General features: G+C 73.2%; 24 protein-coding genes. 7 read left to right on the forward strand and 17 right to left on the reverse strand.

Annotated elements, in window-relative coordinates:
- Nucleotides 1–13: 13 nt before the first annotated feature.
- The 5 genes from KUM38_RS37390 to hisI form a co-directional block, all read right to left on the reverse strand.
- Nucleotides 14–451, reverse strand: a complete 438-nt coding sequence (locus tag KUM38_RS37390; RefSeq protein WP_217136478.1) for a DUF2752 domain-containing protein — start codon at nt 449–451, stop codon at nt 14–16.
- A 75-nt stretch (nt 452–526) separates the two neighbouring features.
- Nucleotides 527–778: an HGxxPAAW family protein gene (locus KUM38_RS37395; protein WP_217136480.1), complete on the reverse strand. Its 252-nt coding sequence runs from the start codon at nt 776–778 to the stop codon at nt 527–529.
- A 102-nt stretch (nt 779–880) separates the two neighbouring features.
- Entirely contained in the window at nt 881–1,522 is a 642-nt protein-coding gene (locus KUM38_RS37400) for a TIGR02234 family membrane protein (protein ID WP_217136482.1), read from the reverse strand.
- Nucleotides 1,523–1,563: 41 nt separating this feature from the next.
- Nucleotides 1,564–3,057: an anthranilate synthase component I gene (locus KUM38_RS37405; RefSeq protein ID WP_217136484.1), complete on the reverse strand. Its 1,494-nt coding sequence runs from the start codon at nt 3,055–3,057 to the stop codon at nt 1,564–1,566.
- Between the two features lie 11 nt (nt 3,058–3,068).
- Nucleotides 3,069–3,452 carry a phosphoribosyl-AMP cyclohydrolase gene (gene hisI, locus KUM38_RS37410; RefSeq protein ID WP_217136487.1) on the reverse strand — a complete coding sequence of 128 codons (384 nt, stop codon included), beginning with the start codon at nt 3,450–3,452 and terminating at the stop codon, nt 3,069–3,071.
- 172 nt (nt 3,453–3,624) lie between these two features.
- Between hisI and KUM38_RS37415 the strand changes: the two genes are divergently transcribed.
- A complete protein-coding gene (locus KUM38_RS37415) occupies nt 3,625–4,260 on the forward strand; it encodes a TIGR03085 family metal-binding protein (RefSeq protein ID WP_217136489.1) in 636 nt (211 codons plus the stop codon).
- Between the two features lie 21 nt (nt 4,261–4,281).
- Nucleotides 4,282–4,680 (forward strand): VOC family protein, encoded by a 399-nt coding sequence (locus tag KUM38_RS37420; RefSeq protein ID WP_217136491.1) that lies wholly within the window; start codon nt 4,282–4,284, stop codon nt 4,678–4,680.
- Between the two features lie 2 nt (nt 4,681–4,682).
- On the opposite strand, the gene hisF is transcribed toward KUM38_RS37420, so the two are convergent.
- The 8 genes from hisF to hisD are packed head-to-tail and all read right to left on the reverse strand — an operon-like array spanning nt 4,683 to nt 10,408.
- A complete protein-coding gene (gene hisF, locus KUM38_RS37425) occupies nt 4,683–5,438 on the reverse strand; it encodes an imidazole glycerol phosphate synthase subunit HisF (RefSeq protein WP_217136493.1) in 756 nt (251 codons plus the stop codon).
- Nucleotides 5,435–5,839 carry a Rid family hydrolase gene (locus KUM38_RS37430; protein ID WP_073936538.1) on the reverse strand — a complete coding sequence of 135 codons (405 nt, stop codon included), beginning with the start codon at nt 5,837–5,839 and terminating at the stop codon, nt 5,435–5,437. Before KUM38_RS37430 ends, hisF begins: the two co-directional genes overlap by 4 nt.
- 16 nt (nt 5,840–5,855) lie before the next feature.
- Nucleotides 5,856–6,578, reverse strand: a complete 723-nt coding sequence (priA, locus tag KUM38_RS37435; protein ID WP_217136495.1) for a bifunctional 1-(5-phosphoribosyl)-5-((5-phosphoribosylamino)methylideneamino)imidazole-4-carboxamide isomerase/phosphoribosylanthranilate isomerase PriA — start codon at nt 6,576–6,578, stop codon at nt 5,856–5,858.
- A 4-nt stretch (nt 6,579–6,582) separates the two neighbouring features.
- Nucleotides 6,583–7,224: an imidazole glycerol phosphate synthase subunit HisH gene (gene hisH / locus KUM38_RS37440; protein WP_217136497.1), complete on the reverse strand. Its 642-nt coding sequence runs from the start codon at nt 7,222–7,224 to the stop codon at nt 6,583–6,585.
- A 4-nt stretch (nt 7,225–7,228) separates the two neighbouring features.
- Complete coding sequence (locus KUM38_RS37445; RefSeq protein ID WP_030858893.1) at nt 7,229–7,387, reverse strand: hypothetical protein; 159 nt, start codon at nt 7,385–7,387, stop codon at nt 7,229–7,231.
- A 2-nt stretch (nt 7,388–7,389) separates the two neighbouring features.
- Nucleotides 7,390–7,983: an imidazoleglycerol-phosphate dehydratase HisB gene (gene hisB / locus KUM38_RS37450; protein ID WP_019525453.1), complete on the reverse strand. Its 594-nt coding sequence runs from the start codon at nt 7,981–7,983 to the stop codon at nt 7,390–7,392.
- Nucleotides 7,980–9,086 carry a histidinol-phosphate transaminase gene (locus KUM38_RS37455; RefSeq protein WP_217136499.1) on the reverse strand — a complete coding sequence of 369 codons (1,107 nt, stop codon included), beginning with the start codon at nt 9,084–9,086 and terminating at the stop codon, nt 7,980–7,982. The genes hisB and KUM38_RS37455 overlap by 4 nt, the downstream gene beginning before the upstream one ends.
- Nucleotides 9,083–10,408, reverse strand: a complete 1,326-nt coding sequence (gene hisD, locus KUM38_RS37460) for a histidinol dehydrogenase (protein ID WP_217136501.1) — start codon at nt 10,406–10,408, stop codon at nt 9,083–9,085. The genes KUM38_RS37455 and hisD overlap by 4 nt, the downstream gene beginning before the upstream one ends.
- A 193-nt stretch (nt 10,409–10,601) precedes the next feature.
- Here hisD and KUM38_RS37465 point away from each other — a divergent pair, with 193 nt between their 5' ends.
- The 4 genes from KUM38_RS37465 (at nt 10,602) to ybaK (ending at nt 14,731) form a co-directional block, all read left to right on the forward strand.
- Nucleotides 10,602–12,179 (forward strand): oxidoreductase, encoded by a 1,578-nt coding sequence (locus tag KUM38_RS37465; RefSeq protein ID WP_217136503.1) that lies wholly within the window; start codon nt 10,602–10,604, stop codon nt 12,177–12,179.
- 190 nt (nt 12,180–12,369) lie between these two features.
- Complete coding sequence (locus tag KUM38_RS37470) at nt 12,370–13,446, forward strand: hypothetical protein (RefSeq protein WP_217136505.1); 1,077 nt, start codon at nt 12,370–12,372, stop codon at nt 13,444–13,446.
- A gap of 11 nt (nt 13,447–13,457) precedes the next feature.
- Nucleotides 13,458–14,198 carry an LON peptidase substrate-binding domain-containing protein gene (locus KUM38_RS37475; protein ID WP_217136507.1) on the forward strand — a complete coding sequence of 247 codons (741 nt, stop codon included), beginning with the start codon at nt 13,458–13,460 and terminating at the stop codon, nt 14,196–14,198.
- Nucleotides 14,199–14,227: 29 nt separating this feature from the next.
- Nucleotides 14,228–14,731 carry a Cys-tRNA(Pro) deacylase gene (gene ybaK / locus KUM38_RS37480; RefSeq protein WP_217136510.1) on the forward strand — a complete coding sequence of 168 codons (504 nt, stop codon included), beginning with the start codon at nt 14,228–14,230 and terminating at the stop codon, nt 14,729–14,731.
- A 140-nt stretch (nt 14,732–14,871) separates the two neighbouring features.
- Here ybaK and KUM38_RS37485 read toward each other — a convergent pair whose 3' ends face one another.
- The 4 genes from KUM38_RS37485 to KUM38_RS37500 all read right to left on the reverse strand — a co-directional run bounded on the left by KUM38_RS37485 (nt 14,872) and on the right by KUM38_RS37500 (nt 19,020).
- Nucleotides 14,872–15,576 carry an AAA family ATPase gene (locus tag KUM38_RS37485; protein ID WP_217136511.1) on the reverse strand — a complete coding sequence of 235 codons (705 nt, stop codon included), beginning with the start codon at nt 15,574–15,576 and terminating at the stop codon, nt 14,872–14,874.
- Nucleotides 15,577–15,610: 34 nt separating this feature from the next.
- On the reverse strand, nt 15,611–16,432 hold the full coding sequence (locus KUM38_RS37490) for an ABC transporter permease (RefSeq protein WP_217136513.1): 822 nt from the start codon (nt 16,430–16,432) through the stop codon (nt 15,611–15,613).
- A gap of 80 nt (nt 16,433–16,512) precedes the next feature.
- Nucleotides 16,513–17,487, reverse strand: coding sequence for an ABC transporter ATP-binding protein (locus KUM38_RS43445; RefSeq protein WP_217136845.1), 975 nt, complete (start codon nt 17,485–17,487; stop codon nt 16,513–16,515).
- Nucleotides 17,488–17,811: 324 nt separating this feature from the next.
- Nucleotides 17,812–19,020: an NYN domain-containing protein gene (locus KUM38_RS37500; RefSeq protein ID WP_217136515.1), complete on the reverse strand. Its 1,209-nt coding sequence runs from the start codon at nt 19,018–19,020 to the stop codon at nt 17,812–17,814.
- A gap of 220 nt (nt 19,021–19,240) precedes the next feature.
- On the opposite strand from KUM38_RS37500, the gene KUM38_RS37505 reads away from it, so the two are divergent.
- Nucleotides 19,241–19,408, forward strand: a complete 168-nt coding sequence (locus KUM38_RS37505) for a hypothetical protein (RefSeq protein ID WP_217136517.1) — start codon at nt 19,241–19,243, stop codon at nt 19,406–19,408.
- Nucleotides 19,409–19,485 lie beyond the last annotated feature (77 nt).

Here is a 19,485-nt window from a genome sequence, read left to right on the forward strand (position 1 = left end):
TTCTGCCTGTTGCTCAAGGATGCAGCCAGCCGCCGAGTGGCAGGTTCCGGACAACCGTGAAAGCCAGCAGCAGCGCTCCCAGGGACCACAGGAGCACCGGTGGCGGATCGATCCGCGGCGGCGGCCCGCCGCGCGCCGCGCGGACCACCCAGACGGTCCACAGCACGGCGCAGACGGCGTAGCCGAGGACGGCGGGCGCGTTGGCCTGGAGGGCGGCCGGGAGGTCGCCGTGGACGACGGCGTGCGCGCTGCGCAGTCCGCCGCAGCCGGGGCAGTACAGACCGGTGAGGCGCAGCAGCGGGCAGGCGGGGTAGTGGCCGGGCTCGTTGGGGTCCACGGCCCCGACGTAGGCGAAGGCCCCGGCGGCGACGACGAGCAGCCCGGCGGGGACGGCCAGCCGGGCGGCACGGCCGGGGGTCGCGCCGGGGGTGGGAGCGTTCACGCTGTGCATTGTGCCCCGAACGCGGCTCGGGGGCGGCTCCGGCACCGTGCCGGGTCCGCCCCCGTGCGGAGTGCTCCGCGGTGCTCAGCCCTCGGCGCGGGCCGGCGTGCGGTCGCCGGTGACCTGGTGCACGGGGTGGTTGCTCTTCGGCTGGCCCATGCCCATCGCGCGCATGACGGCGCCGACGACACCGCCGAGGAGGACGAGGCCCATGCTGGCCCAGAAGCCCACGGGCTGGTCCATCACCATGAAGGCGCCCCCGGCGCAGAAACCGATGAAGGCGATGATGACACCGGTCCAGGCGGCCGGGGTGTGACCGTGGCTGCTGCCCGCCATTGCTTGCTCCTCGTTGCTGTGTACGTGTCTGAGCAGACGCTCGGTCTCATTGTCCCGCACCCGCGCGCCGACGGTGAGCGGGGGTGCGGCGCAGTCGCGCGGTTACGCGCCCGTCGGGTCCTCGCCCCGGTCCAGGGCCTTCCAGAGGTCCTCTGGACGGTCGGGGTCGACGGCCACGGGCTTGCGGCGCGGGCGCGGCGTGCCGCCCCGTTCGTAGCGGCCGGACATGGCCGGCCAGAGGCGGCCGTAGCGCAGGGCGAGCAGGCCGGCCAGGAGCAGCAGGACACCGCCCACGGCGGCCACGTACGGCCACGCGGTGTGGCTGAGGGCGTCCACGGTCGCGGAGGTGTCCCCCGACGCCTGGGCCGCCTTCTCGTCGAGCGCCCCGCTGTCCGACGCCCCGAGCAGTGCCGCCGCCACCGTGCCCGCTCCGGACAGCGCCAGCAGCGCCGCGACGGCGAGGCGGCCGGCCCGGCGCACGGCGAACACCGCGACCAGCGCGGCCAGCCCCACGACGGCCAGGGCGGCGGGCACGCCCGTGACGTCGCTCCCCTTCGCGGTCAGAGGGAACGCGCCGCCGGCCACCGTGGCGGTGCCCTCCGACCACTGCTGCCGGGTGGCGAGCAGGGCCACGGCCGCGCCCAGGGCACCGCACAGCAGGGCGACGGCGAGGCTGAGGCGACCGCTGCGGGCGGAGCCGGCGGCCTCGGAACGGGGGGTAGGTACGGCAGTCACGTCATCCACTATCGCCTGAACGCCGGGCGAACCGACACCCGGGGTTCGTCTCAGACCGTTCCCAGCCGGTTCGCGGTGTGCACCGCGCGCAGCACCGCCGCCGCCTTGTTGCGGCACTCGGTGTCCTCCGCGACCGGGTCGGAGTCGGCCACGATCCCCGCTCCGGCCTGCACGTACGCGGTGCCGTCCCGCAGCAGCGCCGTACGGATCGCGATCGCGGTGTCGGAGTCGCCCGCGAAGTCGAGGTAGCCGACGCAGCCGCCGTACAGCCCGCGCCGGGACGGCTCGAGTTCGTCGATGATCTGCAGCGCGCGGGGCTTGGGCGCGCCGGAGAGCGTGCCGGCCGGGAAGCAGGCGGTGAGCACGTCGAACGCGGTACGGCCGGCGGCGACCCGGCCGGTGACCGTCGAGACGATGTGCATGACGTGCGAGTACCGCTCGACGGACATGAAGTCGACGACCTCGACGGATCCGGGGTCGCAGACCCGGCCGAGGTCGTTGCGCCCGAGGTCGACGAGCATCAGGTGCTCCGCGCGCTCCTTGGGATCGGCGAGCAGTTCGTCGCCGAGGGCCTGGTCCTCCTGCGGGGTGGCGCCGCGGTGCCGGGTGCCGGCGATGGGGTGGACCATGGCCCGCCCGTCCTCGACCTTCACCAGCGCCTCGGGGGACGAGCCGACGACGTCGAAGCCGTCGAAGCGGAACAGGTACATGTACGGGGACGGGTTGGTGGCCCGCAGCACCCGGTAGACGTCGAGGGCGCTCGCCGTGCACGGCGTCTCGAACCGCTGGGAGGGGACGACCTGGAAGGCCTCCCCCGCGCGGATGCGTTCCTTGATGTCCTCCACGGCCCGCCGGAAGTCGGGGCCGCCCCACAGCTCGGTGTACTCGGGCAGTTCGGAGGGCGGCAGCACGGCGGGCGGCTGGGCCACCGCGCGGGTGAGGTCGGCCTCCATGGCGTCGAGCCGGGCCACGGCGTCGGCGTACGCCTCGTCGACGCCGGTCTCCAGGTCGTTGTGGTTGATCGCGTTGGCGATCAGCCAGACGGCGCCCTCCCAGTGGTCCATGACGGCGAGGTCGCTGGTGAGCAGCATGGTCAGCTCGGGGAGCCTCAGGTCGTCCCGCTCGCCGGGGCCGACCTTCTCCAGGCGGCGCACGATGTCGTAGCCGAGGTAGCCGACCAGGCCGCCGGTGAAGGGCGGCAGGCCCAGGTCGTGGGCGAGGTCGCGCGGGGTGTGCAGGGTCTGCAGGGTGGCGCGCAGCGCGGCGAGCGGGTCGCCGTCCACGGGGACGCCGACGGGCGGGGTGCCCTCCCAGTGCGCCTGGCCGTCGCGTTCGGTGAGGGCGGCGGCGCTGCGGACCCCGACGAAGGAGTACCGGGACCAGGACCTGCCGTTCTCGGCGGACTCCAGCAGGAAGGTGCCGGGGCGCTCGGCGGCGAGTTTGCGGTAGAGCGCGACCGGGGTGTCGCCGTCGGCGAGGAGCTTGCGGGTGACCGGGATGACCCGGCGGTCGGTGGCGAGCTTGCGGAACGTCTCGAGGTCCATGGCGGCAGACCTTACTGATCCGGATCGGGGGCGTCCGCCACCGCCAGGACGTCGGCGTCGAAGCAGGTGCGGGCGCCGGTGTGGCAGGCGGCGCCCACCTGGTCGACCTTGACCAGCACGGTGTCCGCGTCGCAGTCGAGGGCGACCGACTTGACCCACTGGAAGTGGCCGGAGGTGTCGCCCTTGACCCAGTACTCCCGGCGGCTGCGCGACCAGTAGGTGCAGCGGCCGGTGGTCAGCGTGCGGTGCAGCGCCTCGTCGTCCATCCAGCCCAGCATCAGCACCTCTCCGGTGTCGTACTGCTGGGCGATGGCGGGCAGGAGGCCGTCGGAGCTGCGCTTGAGCCGCGCGGCGATCTCCGGGTCGAGGCGGCTGGGCCGGGGCGTGCTGGTCATGCGGACCATTGTGCCGCGCGGAGCCGACACCCCCGCGCGGATGTCCACTGACTGGAAGCAGTGGCGCGCTGGGGGTGCCCCCAGGCCGTTCAGGCACTGGGGGAGGCTCGTTGAGGGGCGGGGGTCGGGTGACGGGTGGGCGGACCCTCTGCCTGGCCGTAGGCTGGCTCGCATGTCGACCCATGCCAAGCGTGAACGACTTCTCCTGGCCGATCTGCTGGAGACCGCGGGGCCCGAGGCCCCGACCCTGTGCGAGGGCTGGACGGCCCGGGACCTCGCCGCCCACGTGGTGGTGCGCGAGCGCCGCCCCGACGCGGCCGGCGGCATGCTGGTCAAGCAGCTGGCGGCGCGTCTGGAGCGGGTGATGGCGGAGTTCGCCGCCAAGCCGTACGAGGAACTGATCCAGCTGATCCGGACGGGTCCGCCGCGCTTCTCGCCCTTCTCTCTCAAGCAGATCGACGAGCTGTCGAACATCGTCGAGTTCTACGTCCACACGGAGGACGTGCGCCGCGCCCGGCCCGACTGGACGCCGCGCGAGCTCGACCCGGTGTTCCAGGACGTCCTGTGGTCGCGGCTCGAGCGCTCCGCCCGGCTGATGGGCCGCGGGGTGCCGACGGGCCTGGTGCTGCGCCGTCCGGACGGCCGGACGGTGGTGGCGCACCGCGGCACCCCGGTGGTCACGGTGATCGGGGAGCCGTCCGAGCTGGTGCTGTTCGCCTACGGCCGGCAGAGCGCCGCCAAGGTCGATCTGGACGGCGACGAGAACGCGATCGCGAAACTGCGCGAGACCAAACAGCTCGGCATCTGATCCGCACGAAAGGCGCAGCTCGTGATCAAAGTGGCCATGACCAGTGTGTACGTCGACGACGTGGCGAAGGCGCATGCCTTCTACACCGATGTCCTCGGCTTCGAGACCCGTACCCACATGGATCTGGGCGGCGGCACGCTGTTCGTCACCGTGGGCGCGAAGGAGGGCGCCCAGCGGGACCTGGAGCTACTGCTGGAGCCGGGGCAGGGGCCCATAGCGGAGCCGTACCGCAGGGCGGTGCGGGAGGCCGGCCTGCCCGCGATCGTGTTCTCCGTGGACGACCTCCGCGCGGAGTACGAGCGGCTCCGCGGGGAGGGCGTCCACTTCGTCCAGGACCCGCAGGAGCAGGGTCCGGTGCTCGCCGCCGTCCTGGACGACACGGTCGGCAATCTCATCCAGTTGGCCCAGCCGACCGGCTGAACTCACCGCACCGGGTGACCGGCGCCCCGCAGCGTCTCCTTGACCTGGCCGATGCGCAGGTCGCCGAAGTGGAAGACGGAGGCGGCCAGCACCGCGTCCGCGCCCGCCGCGACCGCGGGCGGGAAGTCGGCCAGCTTCCCGGCGCCGCCGGAGGCGATCACCGGGACGGTGACGTGCTCGCGGACGGCGGTGATCATCTCCAGGTCGTAGCCGTCCTTGGTGCCGTCGGCGTCCATGGAGTTGAGCAGGATCTCGCCCGCGCCCAGCTCGGCGGCCCGGTGCGCCCACTCCACGGCGTCGATGCCGGTGCCGCGGCGGCCGCCGTGCGTGGTGACCTCGAAGGACCCGGACTCGGTGCGGCGGGCGTCCACCGACAGCACCAGGACCTGCCGTCCGAAGCGTTCCGCGATCTCGCGGATGAGGTCGGGCCGGGCGATGGCCGCCGTGTTGACGCCCACCTTGTCGGCGCCCGCGCGGAGCAGCTTGTCCACGTCCTCGGTGGTGCGGACGCCGCCGCCCACGGTGAGCGGGATGAACACCTGCTCGGCGGTGCGGCGCACCACGTCGTACGTCGTCTCGCGGTTGCCGGACGAGGCGGTGATGTCCAGGAACGTCAGCTCGTCGGCGCCCTCGGCGTCGTACACCTTGGCCATCTCGACGGGGTCGCCCGCGTCGCGCAGGTTCTGGAAGTTGACGCCCTTGACGACCCGGCCGTTGTCCACGTCCAGGCAGGGGATGACTCGGACCGCCAGGGTCATGAGGTCACGGCTCCTCTGAATGCTTCGAGTTCCACTGAGACCAGCACGCGCGAGTCGACGAAGCCCTCGACCACCAGCAGGGTGGTGACCGGGCGCACCGCGTCGAACAGCTCCTTGTGGGCGCGTCCGGCCGCGTCGACGTCCCGCGCGTGGGCGAGGTGGAGGCGTGTGCGGATCACGGACTCGATGCCGAGCCCGAACTCGCCGATCGCCTCCAGCGCGCTGGTGAAGGCCACCTTGGCCTGCTCGTACGGGTCGCCCTCCCCGTACAGCACATCGCCCCGGAACGCGGTCGTGCCCGCCACCAGGACGCGGTCACCCGCCGCCACGGCACGTGCGGAGCCGAGGGTCTCCTCCCAGGGATTCGTGCCCTGCACGCGCCGTACGGCATCGGATGTCATCGGGCTGTGTCCTTTTTCAAGAGATGGCCTCCAGGGCCTCTTCCAGGGTGAACGCCTTGGCGTACAGGGCCTTCCCGACGATGGCGCCCTCGACACCGAGCGGGACGAGCTCGGCGATGGCGCGCAGGTCGTCCAGGGAGGAGACGCCTCCGGAGGCGACCACCGGGCGGTCGGTGGCGGCGCAGACGTTCTTCAGCAGCTCCAGGTTGGGGCCCTGGAGGGTGCCGTCCTTGGCGATGTCGGTGACGACGTAGCGGGCGCAGCCCTCCTTGTCGAGGCGCTCCAGCGTCTCGTAGAGGTCGCCGCCGTCGCGGGTCCAGCCGCGGCCGCGCAGGGTGGTGCCGCGTACGTCGAGGCCGACGGCGATCTTGTCGCCGTGCTCGGCGATGATCCGGGCCACCCACTCGGGGGTCTCCAGGGCGGCGGTGCCGAGGTTGACGCGGGTGCAGCCGGTGGCGAGGGCGGCGGCGAGGGTGTCGTCGTCGCGGATGCCGCCGGACAGCTCCACCTTGATGTCCATCGCCCGGGTGACCTCGGCGATCAGCGCGCGGTTGTCGCCGGTGCCGAACGCGGCGTCCAGGTCGACCAGGTGCAGCCACTCGGCGCCCGAGCGCTGCCAGGCGAGGGCGGCCTCAAGGGGGGAGCCGTAGGACGTCTCGGTGCCGGACTCGCCGTGCACCAGGCGGACGGCCTGGCCGTCGCGGACGTCGACGGCGGGGAGGAGTTCGAGCTTGGCCATGTCTCTACAGGGTTCCGATCCAGTTGGTGAGGAGCTGGGCACCGGCGTCGCCGGACTTCTCGGGGTGGAACTGGGTGGCCCACAGGGCGCCGTTCTCCACGGCCGCCACGAAGGGCTTGCCGTGCGTGGACCAGGTGACCAGCGGGGCGCGCATCGCCGGGTTGGTGGTCTGAAGGGTCCAGTCGTGGACGGCGTAGGAGTGCACGAAGTAGAAGCGGGCGTCCGCGTCGAGGCCGGCGAACAGCTCGGAGCCGGCCGGGGCGTCCACGGTGTTCCAGCCCATGTGGGGCACGATCTCGGCCTGGAGCGGCTCGACCGAGCCGGGCCACTCGTCGAGGCCCTCGGACTCCACGCCGTGCTCGATGCCCCGCGCGAAGAGGATCTGCATGCCGACGCAGATGCCCATCACCGGGCGGCCGCCGGACAGCCTGCGGTCGACGATCCAGTCGCCGCGCGCCCCCTTCAGGCCCTGCATGCAGGCGGCGAAGGCGCCGACGCCGGGCACCAGCAGCCCGTCGGCGTTCATGGCCGCGTCGAAGTCACGGGTGATCTCGACGTCGGCTCCCGCGCGGGCGAGGGCGCGCTCGGCGGAGCGGACGTTGCCGAAGCCGTAGTCGAAGACCACGACCTTCTTGGTGGTGCTCAAGGGTTCACACCTCCAGCCTCAGGAGCCCCGTGCCGAGACACATCACGGCGCCGATGGAGAGCAGCACGATGAGGCTCGTGGGCATCTTCTGCTTGACGAAGGAGATGATCCCGCCGACGAAGAACAGGCCGACGACGATCAGGACGGTGGACAGACCGTTCATGCCTACAGCGCGCCCTTCGTGGAGGGCAGGATGCCGGCCGCGCGGGGGTCGCGCTCGGAGGCGTAGCGCAGGGCGCGGGCGAGGGCCTTGAACTGGCACTCCACGATGTGGTGCGCGTTGCGCCCGTAGGGCACGTGCACGTGCAGCGCGATCTGGGCCTGGGCGACGAAGGACTCCAGGATGTGCCGGGTCATCGTCACGTCGTACTCGCCGATCATCGGCGCCATGTTCTCGGGCTCGGTGTGCACGAGGTAGGGGCGGCCGGACAGGTCGACGGTGACCTGGGCGAGGGACTCGTCCAGCGGGACCGTGCAGTTGCCGAAGCGGTAGATGCCCACCTTGTCGCCGAGCGCCTGCTTGAAGGCGGCGCCGAGCGCGAGGGCGGTGTCCTCGATGGTGTGGTGGGAGTCGATGTGCAGGTCGCCCTCGGTCTTCACGGTCAGGTCGAACAGACCGTGCCGGCCGAGCTGGTCGAGCATGTGGTCGTAGAAGCCGACCCCGGTGGAGATCTCGGTCTTCCCGGTGCCGTCGAGGTCGATCTCGACGAGGACGGACGTCTCCTTGGTGGTGCGTTCCACGCGTCCTACGCGGGTCATGCGCTCTGCTCCTTCTTGAAGTCACGTACCGCGTCGAGGAACGCGTCGTTTTCGGCCGGGGTGCCCGCGGTGACCCGCAGCCATCCCGGTACGCCGTTGTCCCGGACCAGGACGCCCCGGTCGAGGATCGCGCGCCAGGCCGCGTGGGAGTCCTCGAACCTGCCGAACTGGACGAAGTTCGCGTCGGACTCGGTGACGTCGTAGCCGAGGGCGCGCAGTTCGGCGACCAGCCGGTCGCGTTCGGCCTTCAGCTGCTCGACGTACTTCAGCAGCGTGTCGGTGTGTTCGAGGGCCGCCAGCGCGGTCGCCTGGGTGACCGCCGAGAGGTGGTACGGCAGCCGGACCAGCTGGACGGCGTCGACGACCGCCGGGTGCGCGGCGAGGTAGCCGAGGCGCAGGCCCGCCGCGCCGAACGCCTTCGACATGGTGCGGGAGACGACCATGTGGGGCCGTCCGTCGAGCAGCCGGAGCAGCGAGTCGCCGTGGCTGAACTCGATGTACGCCTCGTCCACGACCACCATCGACGGCTTGGCCGCCTGGGCGGCCTCGTACAGCGCGAGGACCGTCTCCGGCGGGACCGCGTTGCCGGTGGGGTTGTTGGGGGTGGTGACGAAGACGACGTCGGGCCGGTGCTCGGCGATCGCCTTCTCCGCGGCGGCGAGGTCGATCGTGAAGTCCTCGTTACGGGGCCCGGAGATCCAGCCGGTGCCGGTGCCGCGCGAGATCAGGCCGTGCATCGAGTACGACGGTTCGAAGCCGATGGCGGTACGGCCCGGTCCGCCGAAGGTCTGCAGCAGCTGCTGGATGACCTCGTTGGAGCCGTTGGCGGCCCACACGTTCTCGACGGCGACCGGGTGTCCGGCCGTCTTCGTCAGGTACTCGGCCAGCCTGGTGCGCAGTTCGACCGCGTCCCGGTCGGGGTAGCGGTTGAGGTGCCGGGCGGCCTCGCGGACCCGCTCGGTGATCCGCTCGACCAGCGGTTCGGGCAGCGGGTAGGGGTTCTCGTTGGTGTTCAGCCGTACGGGGACGTCCAGTTGGGGCGCGCCGTAGGGGGACTTGCCGCGCAGCTCGTCCCGTACGGGGAGGTCGTCGATGCCGGTCACTTGCCTTGGGGAACCTTCCAGTCGAACCTCGCCTTGATCGCCGCGCCGTGCGCGGGCAGGTCCTCCGCCTCCGCCAGCGTGACCACGTGGTGCGCGACCTCGGCCAGCGCGTCCTCGGTGTAGTCGACGATGTGGATGCCGCGCAGGAAGGACTGCACGGACAGGCCCGAGGAGTGGCAGGCGCAGCCGCCGGTGGGCAGCACGTGGTTGGAGCCGGCCGCGTAGTCGCCGAGGGAGACCGGGGACCAGGGACCGATGAAGATCGCGCCCGCGTTGCGCACCCGGTCGGCGAGGGCGGTGGCGTCGGCGGTCTGGATCTCCAGGTGCTCGGCGCCGTAGGCGTCGACGACCCGCAGGCCCTCCTCGACGCCGTCGACCAGGACGATCGCGGACTGGCGGCCGGACAGGGCCGGGACGATCCGGTCGTCGATGTGCCTGCTGGCCTTGACCTGCGGTTCCAGCTCCTTCTCCACCGCGTCCGCGAGGTCGGCGGAGTCGGTGACGAGGACGGCGGCGGCCAGCGGGTCGTGCTCGGCCTGGCTGATCAGGTCGGCGGCCACGTGCACCGGGTCGGCCGTGGAGTCCGCGAGGATCGCGATCTCGGTCGGGCCGGCCTCGGCGTCGATGCCGATCCTGCCGGTGAAGTAGCGCTTGGCGGCGGCGACCCAGATGTTGCCGGGGCCGGTGACCATGTTCGCGGGCGGGCAGGACTCGGTGCCGTACGCGAACATCGCGACGGCGGTGGCGCCGCCGGCCGCGTAGACCTCGTCGACGCCGAGCAGGGCGCAGGCGGCGAGGATGGTGGGGTGCGGCAGCCCGCCGAACTCCGCCTGGGCCGGGGAGGCGAGCGCGACGGACGGGACACCGGCCTCCTGGGCGGGCACGGCGTTCATGATCACGGAGGACGGGTAGACGGACCGGCCGCCGGGCGCGTACAGGCCCACGCGGTCGACCGGGACCCACTTCTCGGTGACCGTGCCGCCGGGCACGACCTGGGTGGTGTGGGTGGTGCGGCGCTGCGCGCGGTGGACGAGCCGGGCGCGGCGGATGGACTCCTCCAGGGCCGCGCGCACGGCCGGGTCGAGTTCCTCCAGCGCGCGCTCGAGGGCGGCGGCCGGGACCCGTACCTGGTCGAGCCGGACGCCGTCGAACCTCTCGGCGAAGTCGATCAGCGCCGCGTCGCCCCGATGATGCACGTCCTCGCAGATGGGCCGCACCTTCTCCAGGGCGGCCGCGACGTCGAAGTCGGCTCGGGGCAGCAGGTCGCGCAGGGCGGGGCCCTCGGGGAGGGCGTCGCCGCGCAGATCGATTCGGGAGATCACGTGCTCAATTCTCTCAGACCCGCGCGGTGGGCCGTCCGTCCGTTCCAGTGGCTGATACGTCACGCCCGTGGTGACGGTCCGCACACACACCCGAGATCCCTTTCACTTTCCGTGTTCAACCGGTCACCTCACCGGGCATGAACGGTTGTACGAAGGGACGAACCGACGAGTACGTGAGGAGGAGGGGAGTTCCGTGACCGAGGGGGTGGGACCGGGCGGCGGAGAGCCGCCGGAGGACCTGACCGCCACGGAGGCCGGGATGTGGCAGGCCTTCCGCAACGGCAGCGTGTACGACCTGAGCAGCGGGGACACGGTCGTCGACGATCCGCACGGAGGACATCCGTGGGGCCCCGAGCGGACGGTCCGGGCCCGTGTCGTGTGCTGGCTGCTGCTGGACGGGCCGCCCGCGCTGGCCGGCCGGGTCTCGTCACTGAAGCTGGTCGGGGTGCAGATCAGCGGCGCGCTGGACCTGGCGGGCGGCACGGTGGTGCCGTACCTGGAGATGCGGGCCTGCCGTTTCGAGCGGGACGTGCTGCTGCCGGAGGCCCGCTTCACGACCGTGCGGATGGTGGACTGCTCGATACCGCGCCTGGAGGCGGCCCGGCTGCACACCGAGGGCGATCTGCATCTGCCGCGCTGCCGGTTCCTGGGCGGCATACGGCTCACCGACGCGCGGATCGGTACGGATCTGCTGCTCAACCAGGCGATCGTGCACCGGGACCGCAGTGGCCGCTCGATGGCGGCCGACGGCATGAACGTCGGCCAGGACCTGCAGGCGGAGATGCTGGAGTCGCACGGCGAGCTGAGCCTGCGCAGCGCGACGATAGGCGTCTCGCTGAGCCTGCGCGGGGCCCGGCTGGACAACCCGTACACCCGGCTCGCGCTGAACGCGCCGCAGCTGACCGTGGAGCGCTCGCTGTACCTGACCCCGGCCGGGGTGGGTGCCCAGGCGCGCAGCGGGATGACACCGGCGCGCGGGACGCGGATCCAGCGTTTCGAGTGCCGGGGCGGGGTGCGCCTTGACGACGGGCGGTTCGGGGACGCGGTCGACTTCGAGGGGGCCCGGTTCACCTTCACCGACGAGCAGGAGCTGTCGCTGCGCCGGGTGCAGACGCCGGAGCTGCGCTTCCTCGGGGAGCGGCCGGTGCGCGGCAGGGTCGTGCTGTCGGGGGCGCGGGTGGTCAACCTGATGGACCGGGCGGACAGCTGGCCCGGCCCCGGCCGACTGCACATGGGCGGCTTCACCTACGAGAACCTGGTGCCGCGCGGGCCGTTCCCGCTGGCGCTGCGGCTGCGCTGGGTGGACGCGGCGAGCGCCGAGTACAACCCGGAACCGTACGAGCGGCTGGCCGCCGTGCTGCGGGAGGGCGGGGAGGACGAGGACGCCCGCGAGGTGCTGCTCGCCAAGCAGCGCCGGCGCCGCGAGAGCCTGCCGATGGCGGCCAAGCTGTGGGGTTACGTACAGGACTGGACGGTCGCCTACGGATACCGGCCGGGCCGGGCCGCGGTGTGGATGGCGGTCCTGTGGGCGGGCGGTTCGCTGGCCTTCGCGCGTGCCGATCCTCCGCCCCTCAAGAACGGTGAGCATCCCGCGTGGAACCCGCCCCTGTTCACCCTGGACCTGCTGCTGCCGGTGATCGACCTCGGCCAGGTCGGCTTCTGGCAGCTGCGCGGCGGCTGGCAGTGGCTGTCGGCCGCGTTCGTCCTGCTGGGCTGGATCCTGGCGACGACGGTGGCGGCGGGGGCGACGCGGACCCTGCGACGTACGTAGCGATGGACGTGCGTCGCGACGTCCGTGGCGATGGACGTAGCGACCTCCGTGACCACCGGTGACCGGGGGGCGTGAGAGGCCCGCGCAAGGTGAAAAGCACTCTGCTTTTTGCCGGGCCTTGACCCAGCCCCGTACAACCTTCCGCGACTTCCGTGTCGCCTCTGGCGCCGCTGTGACCTGCGGTCTTTCAATGGTCGACACCATGGCTCTGCTGCACGGGTTCACCCGTACTTCCCGGGTGCGAGGAAAGACGACGGGCGCCACGCCCCCCGTCCCCGTCGTGCTGCCCGCCGACGACGAGGTGCTGCTCGACGCACCCGACGATCTGCTGGGCCCGGCGCTGGTCGGGGCCGCGGGCGGTGACCACACGCCCGTCGCCGGACTGCTCGCCGTCACCCGGCGCACCGGCGCCTGGGAGCACCGCGACCGGTACGTGCGGCGGCTGGCCGCTTTCGCGCGCTCGCGCCCCGAGTGGCTGGACACCTGGCGCGCCCGCGACCCGCGCGACCCCGACGGGCTGCTGGTGGACGCCCAGCGGGCGGTGGACCGCGCCTGGGACTCACCGGCCCGGGCCGAGCTGCTGCGCGAGGTGAGCCCGCTGATCACGGCCGCCGCCCGGGCGGACAACCGCGATCCGGTGCCCTGGCGGCTCGCCCTGGACCACGCCCGTGGCGCACGCGCCGGGCACACGTACTTCGAGGAGCTGTGGGAGGCGGCGGTCCGGCGGGCCCCGCACCACCACGGCTGCCATGTGGCGGCCCTGCGCTACCTGGCGTCCTCGTGGCACGGTTCGCACCACGAGTGCTTCACCTTCGCGGACCTGGCCGCGCAGGACGCGCCGGAGGACTCGCTCACCCAGGCGCTGCCGCTGCGGGCGGCGTTCGGCTATCTGACCGACCGCTGCGGTCCCGAAGTGCCGCGCGAACGGCTCGAGGCGGCGGCCGACCGCGCCGTGGCCCTGTCCGCCCGGCTGCCGGCGGGCCAGCCCTGGCCGGCCGAGCTGCGCAATCTGCTGACGTACGTCCTGGTCCGGCTGGAACGCCGGCGGGACGCCCTGGAGCAGCTGCGGCTGACCGGCCCGTACGCGACCTCCTTCCCCTGGGACCGGGACGCGGACGATCCGCTCGGCCGGTTCCTGGAGGTCCGTCAGAGCGTGCGCGCGGCGGTCGCGTCCGGCTCTCCCGAGCCGGGCTCCGGCTCCCCGGCACCGGCCCTCGACCGGCCGAGGAGTGAGCGGGGAGGTCGACTCCGCTTCGGCGACCATTAGGCTCTTGGCTCGTGACGACCGTCCGGCTCCCGCTCTTCCCCTTGAACACGGTGTTGTTCCCGGGGCTCGTACTTCCGCTCAACGTCTTCGAGGAGCGCTATCGCGCCATGATGCGCGAGCTGCTGAAGACCCCGGAGGACGAGCCGCGCCGGTTCGCCGTCGTGGCGATCCGCGACGGGCACGAGGTGGCGCCGAGCGCGCCCGGCATGCCCGATCCGACGGCCGTGCCCGCACGCGGCCCGGCGGCGGGCTTCGGCACCGATCCGCTGCGCGCCTTCCACAAGGTGGCCTGTGTCGCCGACGCGGCGACGATCCGGGAGCGGGCCGACGGCACCTTCGAGGTGCTGGCGACCGGTACGACCCGGGTGCGGCTGCTGTCCGTCGACGCCTCGGGGCCGTATCTGACGGCCGAGTCGGAGCCGCTGGCCGAGGATCCCGGCGAGGGGGCGGGGGCACTGGCCGAGGGGGTGCTGCGGTCGTTCCGCCAGTACCAGAAGCGGCTGGCGGGGGCGCGGGAACGGTCGCTGACGACCGGCGCGGACCTGCCGGACGAGCCGGGTGTCGTCTCCTATCTGGTCGCCGCCGCGATGATGCTGGACACGCCGACGAAGCAGCGGCTGCTCCAGGCGCCGGACACCGCGTCCCGGCTCCGTGACGAGCTGAAACTGCTGCGCACGGAGACGGCCGTCATCCGTCATCTGCCGTCGCTGCCGGCCGCGGAGCTGACACGCGGTCCGACGAGTCTCAACTGACGTACGAACTACTGGGGGTACAGGCGGGGATGGCGAAGAAGTCCAAGAAGCAGCAGCAGTCGGGAGGCACGCCCGCGACGGTGGCGCTCACCGCGGCCGGAGTGCCGTTCACGGTGCACTCCTACGACCACGACCCCTCCCACCCGTCCTACGGCGAGGAGGCGGCCGAGGCGATGGGGGTCTCACCGGACCGGGTCTTCAAGACGCTGGTGGCGGACGTCGACGGCGCGCTGACGGTGGCGGTGGTGCCGGTGGCGGGGCAGCTGGACCTGAAGGCCCTCGCGGCGGCGGTGGGCGGCAAGCGGGCCGCGATGGCCGACCCGGCACTGGCGGAACGCACCACGGGCTACGTCCGCGGCGGCATCTCCCCCCTGGGCCAGCGCAAGAAACTCCCCACGGTCCTGGACGAGTCGGCCACCGCGCACACCACGATCTGCGTCTCGGCAGGCCGCCGAGGCCTGGAGGTGGAACTCTCCCCCGGCGACCTGACCACCCTGACATCGGCCACCCTGGCCCCCATCGGCCGCCCGTAGCGCCCCGCCGTACCCGCGGGCAATCGTGCCGCAGGGCGGCACGGGTGGGCTGGGGGTCCCCCCTCTGGGGGAGGCACCCCGCAAGCGCCGGGCCGCGCGACCCACCCCCCGGTCGGCACCCACATGGGGCACCCGGCGGCCTACGCCCCCGGCACCCCGTACGCCCCCGCAGGGAACTCCTCCGGATCCCGCGGCCCGAACAGCCCCGTCAACCCCAGATGCAGAGCCAGCGCCGCGAACGGCCACGCCAGCAGCGCCCCCTTCGCACTCAGCGTCAACGGCGCGTCGAACGGGACCCCCTTGCCCGCGCTCCTCGCCTGGGCGATCACATCCGAAGCCGGCGACAGCCACACCCCGAGCCGCCAGGCCAGCACCGACCCCAGCAGCCCGCCGACCGCCAGCGCCACCACCAACGGCACGCCCCCACGCCGCCGCACCAGGAACACGGCGAGCGCGCTCACCGCACCGAACCCCAGCGCGAGCAGCGAGAACGTGCCGTCCACCCCGATGCCCTGCTCACCCTCGGAGTCCTTGAGGTACACGACCCAGTTGTCGCCGACCACGTCACCCACGTACGGCACGCGCGGCGCCAGCCACCACCACAGCACCCCGAGCAACACCCCGCCGAGCGCCACCGCCACCGCGGTCACGGCGGCCTCACGTATCTCCGCCTTCATCCCGGGGCCGTCCTGTTCGTACCACCGGCCGTGCCGTGGGTCCTCGGCGTGCCCGGTCCCGTCCGCGTGCGGAGTCGTGGCGGCCGTCCGCCCGTCGGACGGCGGCTGCCACACGTCCCGCGCGGAACGCTCGTGCGGAGGCGGTGGTGGTGTCAGAGGTGCGCTCACCCTGCCATCGTGCCAGGCCCGGCCGTGCGGCGCGTCACCGGACGGCTGCCCTGCGGTACGCCCAGGTCGCGACGGCCAGCGAGATCACGCCGACGCCCCCGCACACGGCGAGGTCACCGAGTACGCGCGCCCAGTCGGGATGCGGTCCGAAGGTCCGCGCGAAGGCCTCGACGCCGTACGTCGACGGCAGCAGGTCCCGGGCGAGACGCACCGCCTCCGGCATCCGCTCCGCCGGCAGCACACCGAGCAGCAGCGCGGCCGACATGCCGAGCTGGCCCAGCAGCGTGGCCAGCTCCGCGCGGGGCGCGAGCAGGCCGAGCGCCGCACCGAGTCCGGCGAGCGCGGCCCCGGCGAGCGGGATCACGGCGGCCAGCACCCACAGGTGCGCCAGCGGCAGCCCGAACAGTACGCACCCGAAGACGGCGGTCACCACGGTCCCCGGCACGGTGAACGAGGCGTACGCGCCCGCCGCGCCCAGCACCACCGCCGCCGGCGGTACCGGCAGCGTCGCGTAGTGGTCGAGCCCGCCGCTGGCCCGCAGCTGCCCGAAGTACTGGGCGAGCAGGTTCAGCGCGACGAAGGCGACGACCAGGACCGCCGAGCCGGCGACCACCGCCTGCGCCTCGCCGCCGCCGTCCACGACCCCGCGCATCAGGACCATGATCCCGACCGACTGGAAGGTCGCCACGAACAGCAGCGGTATCCGCGCGACCCGGGCCCGGGACAGCTGCGCCCGGTACACGGCCGCCAGCGACGGCCACAGCCGTGCCCGGGGGCCGAGCTCGGCTGCTTCCGGTGCGGCCTCCTCCACGGCCAGGGCGCCGCCCGGCAGGGCATCGGCGGGTACGACACTCACGTCGTGCTGCTCCCCTTCGTTCGGAGGTTCGCCCGGAACCACTGCGGCCCTGTTCCGTACGGATGTCGCGGCCCGTGTGCTCACGCCTTCACCAGTCCCTGTCGTACGGCGCCGCCCAGGGCCAGGTAGACGTCCTCCAGGCTGGGCGTGGCCAGCGTGAAGTCGTCCAGTGCGGCGAAGGCGGCCCCGCCGGTGACGGTGGCGACGACCGTGCGGGCCTCCTCGGGCGCGAGCCGCAGGGTCCAGCGGCGGCCCGACTCGACGACCCGGTCCCGCAGCGCGGCGACCTCGGGCACGTGCAGGGGTGCCGCCTCGCGCCACACCAGATCGACCCGGACCTCGCCGGCGACCCGCTCCTTGAGGCCGGCCGGGCTGTCGCAGGCGATGACCCGGCCCCGGTCGAGCACGGCGACCCGGTCGAGCACGGTCTCGGCCTCGATGACGTTGTGGGTGACCAGCAGCACGGTGGTGCCGTGCTCGGCGCGGCGCCGGTCGACGGCGGACCACACCGCGCGCCGGGCCACCGGGTCCATGCCGGTGGTGGGCTCGTCCAGGACGAGCAGGGGGCGGGCCCCCACCAGTGCGGCGGCGAAGCAGGCCAGCCGGCGCTGGCCGCCGGAGAGCTTCCTCAGCGGGCGCCCGGCGAGCGGGGCGAGCCCGAGTTCGTCCAGGACGTCGTCCCGCTCGGCCCGCGCCCGGCGCGCGTCGAGCCCGCGCAGCCGGCCGGTGGTCTCGGCGGCGAGGGACACGGTCAGCTCGTCGAGGGCGCTGGACTCCTGGCCGAGGTAGGCGAGGATGCGTGCGGCCCGCTCGGGGTGGCGCACGATGTCGTGGCCGAGTATGTCCACGCTGCCGCTGTCGGGCCGCATCAGGCCGGTCAGCTGGCGTACGAGGGTGGACTTGCCGGCGCCGTTCGGGCCGAGCAGTCCGAAGATCTCGCCGCGCCGGATGTCGAGCCCCACGTCGTCGGTGGCCCGGACCTCGGGCGTCGCGGGGACCCCGCGCCGGCCGCGCACCGCCGGGTAGGTCTTGGTCAGCCCGCGCACCGCACACACGACGTCACCACCGTGCCGGAATCCCTGTGCCGCGCGCGTACTCACAAGGGACGAGCCTACGGGGTCCACGACCCCGACCCGCCCTCGGGTCACCCCGGTGCCCGCGAACCCGCCCCAACCACCCACCGGCCCGCCGAGCCGACCCTCCGCACACAGGAACCACGGCCCGCCTCCCACCTCGCCGACCCGGGACAGCACCCGCACACGCCGGGGTTGTGGCCCGCCTTCCAGCCGACCGAGTCGGGTGGTGGGTGGACATGGGCCGGGGTCCGGGGGCGGGAGCTCCCGGCGGGGGCACAGGAGGCGGGGCCACGCACCGCCCGCTCACTCCCCGGCGGGAGCCCGTTCCGTGCCGGTGCGCAGGTCCAGCTCCCGCCAGAAGCCCGCCCGGATGGCGTAACGGTCGCGTTCGTCGATCTGGTCGTCCTTGTGGGCGAGCAGACCGAAGCGGGCCGCGTACCGCAGCAGCTCGCCGTCGATGCGGTGCGGGATGCGGGGGTACATGCCGGACAGCTTCTGGATGTGGCCCTGGTCGCCGAGCCGCTCGACCCAGCGCCGGGCGAAGACCTGCCCCACCTCGAAGGGGTCCCCGCCGACGGTGGTGATGTCCTCCTCGCGGTCGGCCCACCGCTGCTCCGCCGTGGTCAGCTGGGCGAGCGTCGGCATGGAGGCCGCGTCCGGCGGCTCGGCGGCCGGCCGGTCGACCCAGCCCTTGTCGGAGGACCAGCGCAGGGTGGCGGAGGCGGGCTGCTGGGGCGGGTGCGGACCGGGGCCGCGCAGTGCGGCCAGGTCCTTGGGGGTGGGTACGCCCTTGGCCGTGGACGCCCGCTCGGCGGTGCCGTTGGGCCCGGCGGCGGCCGGGTGCCGCGGCTCCTGGACGGTCCGCTCGGCCGTCGCGCCGAGCGCGGACTCCGGCAGCGGGGCGGAGAGGATCGCGGCGATCTCGGGCCGCGGCACGGGCGGCGGGGCGCACACCCCCGTGTGCTCCTTGGCCCGTACGGCCCGGGTGATCCACGCCCGGTCCAGCACCCGGCGCTCGTCGGCCTCGGCGACCAGGTCCTCGGACTGGTTGTAGTCGCCGTCGGCGGCCTGCACGGCCCACAGGTGGACGGCGACGCCGTGTTCCTTGGCGGCCATCATGCCGGGCAGCAGGTCGCCGTCCCCGGTGACCAGGACGATGTCGGAACAGGCGCGGTTGCGGGCCAGTTCGGTCAGCTCGGCGTGCATCGCGGCGTCGACGCCCTTCTGCGCCCAGCGGCCGTCGCTGCGGGTCAGCGCCCCCAGCCGGACGGTGACCCGGGGCATCACGCGCAGCCTGCGGTGCTCGGGCTGCGGGACGCGGTCGGGGGCGCCGTCGAACCAGTAGATGCGCAGCAGCGGCTGACGCGTCTCGGACTCGGCGCGCTCCCGCAGCCCCTGGATGAGGGCCGCGTGGTCGACGGTGATGCGGGACCGCGAGGGCTCCCCGGCGAGGAGACTGGCGGCGGCCCCCAGCAGATACCCGGCGTCCACCAGGACGATGCAGCGGTCCACGCGGTCCACCCTCTTTCCGGGAGGTTTGCTTCGGGCTTGCTTCGAGTCTGCCCGACCACGCCGGGGTTAACGGCCCGAACTCGATCTTCGGCGTGGCGTTTCCACACTTCCTCCCCGATCACCCCGGTCACACACGGTAATTGTCCAACATGCGCCCGTTATCCGGCCATGTGAATCTGGTCCCGGCCCTGGCCCCTAGTCCCCCACAGGAGGCACCACCATGGCCAAGAACAAGAACCGTGACCGTAAGCAGCCGCAGGCCCAACGCGCCCAGCGGGCGGCACAACCGTCCACGATGGAGACGCCGGACGAGCAGCGCACCACACAGGTCGTGCCCGGCGAGGTCGGCCAGGGCAAGGGCCGACAGAAGCGCTTCGGCCACAACTGACATCCGCACGGCGGGCCGTCGCGGCCCGGGCACATGAAGAGGGGCGCACCCACCGCGGGGTGCGCCCCTCACGCGCG

It is taken from the genome of Streptomyces sp. AC558_RSS880, from assembly GCF_019049255.1.
Taxonomy (GTDB): Bacteria; Actinomycetota; Actinomycetes; order Streptomycetales; family Streptomycetaceae; genus Streptomyces.

Coding starts and splice junctions, on each gene's coding strand:
- KUM38_RS37505 (WP_217136517.1), top strand. CDS start 19,241: ATGGCCAAGAACAAGAACCGTGACCGTAAGCAGCCGCAGGCCCAACGC.
- hisB (WP_019525453.1), bottom strand. CDS start 7,983: ATGACCCGCGTAGGACGCGTGGAACGCACCACCAAGGAGACGTCCGTC.
- KUM38_RS37390 (WP_217136478.1), bottom strand. CDS start 451: ATGCACAGCGTGAACGCTCCCACCCCCGGCGCGACCCCCGGCCGTGCC.
- hisF (WP_217136493.1), bottom strand. CDS start 5,438: ATGACCCTGGCGGTCCGAGTCATCCCCTGCCTGGACGTGGACAACGGC.
- KUM38_RS37395 (WP_217136480.1), bottom strand. CDS start 778: ATGGCGGGCAGCAGCCACGGTCACACCCCGGCCGCCTGGACCGGTGTC.
- priA (WP_217136495.1), bottom strand. CDS start 6,578: ATGGCCAAGCTCGAACTCCTCCCCGCCGTCGACGTCCGCGACGGCCAG.
- hisI (WP_217136487.1), bottom strand. CDS start 3,452: ATGACCAGCACGCCCCGGCCCAGCCGCCTCGACCCGGAGATCGCCGCG.
- KUM38_RS37470 (WP_217136505.1), top strand. CDS start 12,370: ATGGTCGACACCATGGCTCTGCTGCACGGGTTCACCCGTACTTCCCGG.
- KUM38_RS37405 (WP_217136484.1), bottom strand. CDS start 3,057: ATGGACCTCGAGACGTTCCGCAAGCTCGCCACCGACCGCCGGGTCATC.
- KUM38_RS37430 (WP_073936538.1), bottom strand. CDS start 5,839: ATGACATCCGATGCCGTACGGCGCGTGCAGGGCACGAATCCCTGGGAG.
- KUM38_RS37445 (WP_030858893.1), bottom strand. CDS start 7,387: ATGAACGGTCTGTCCACCGTCCTGATCGTCGTCGGCCTGTTCTTCGTC.
- KUM38_RS37415 (WP_217136489.1), top strand. CDS start 3,625: ATGTCGACCCATGCCAAGCGTGAACGACTTCTCCTGGCCGATCTGCTG.
- ybaK (WP_217136510.1), top strand. CDS start 14,228: ATGGCGAAGAAGTCCAAGAAGCAGCAGCAGTCGGGAGGCACGCCCGCG.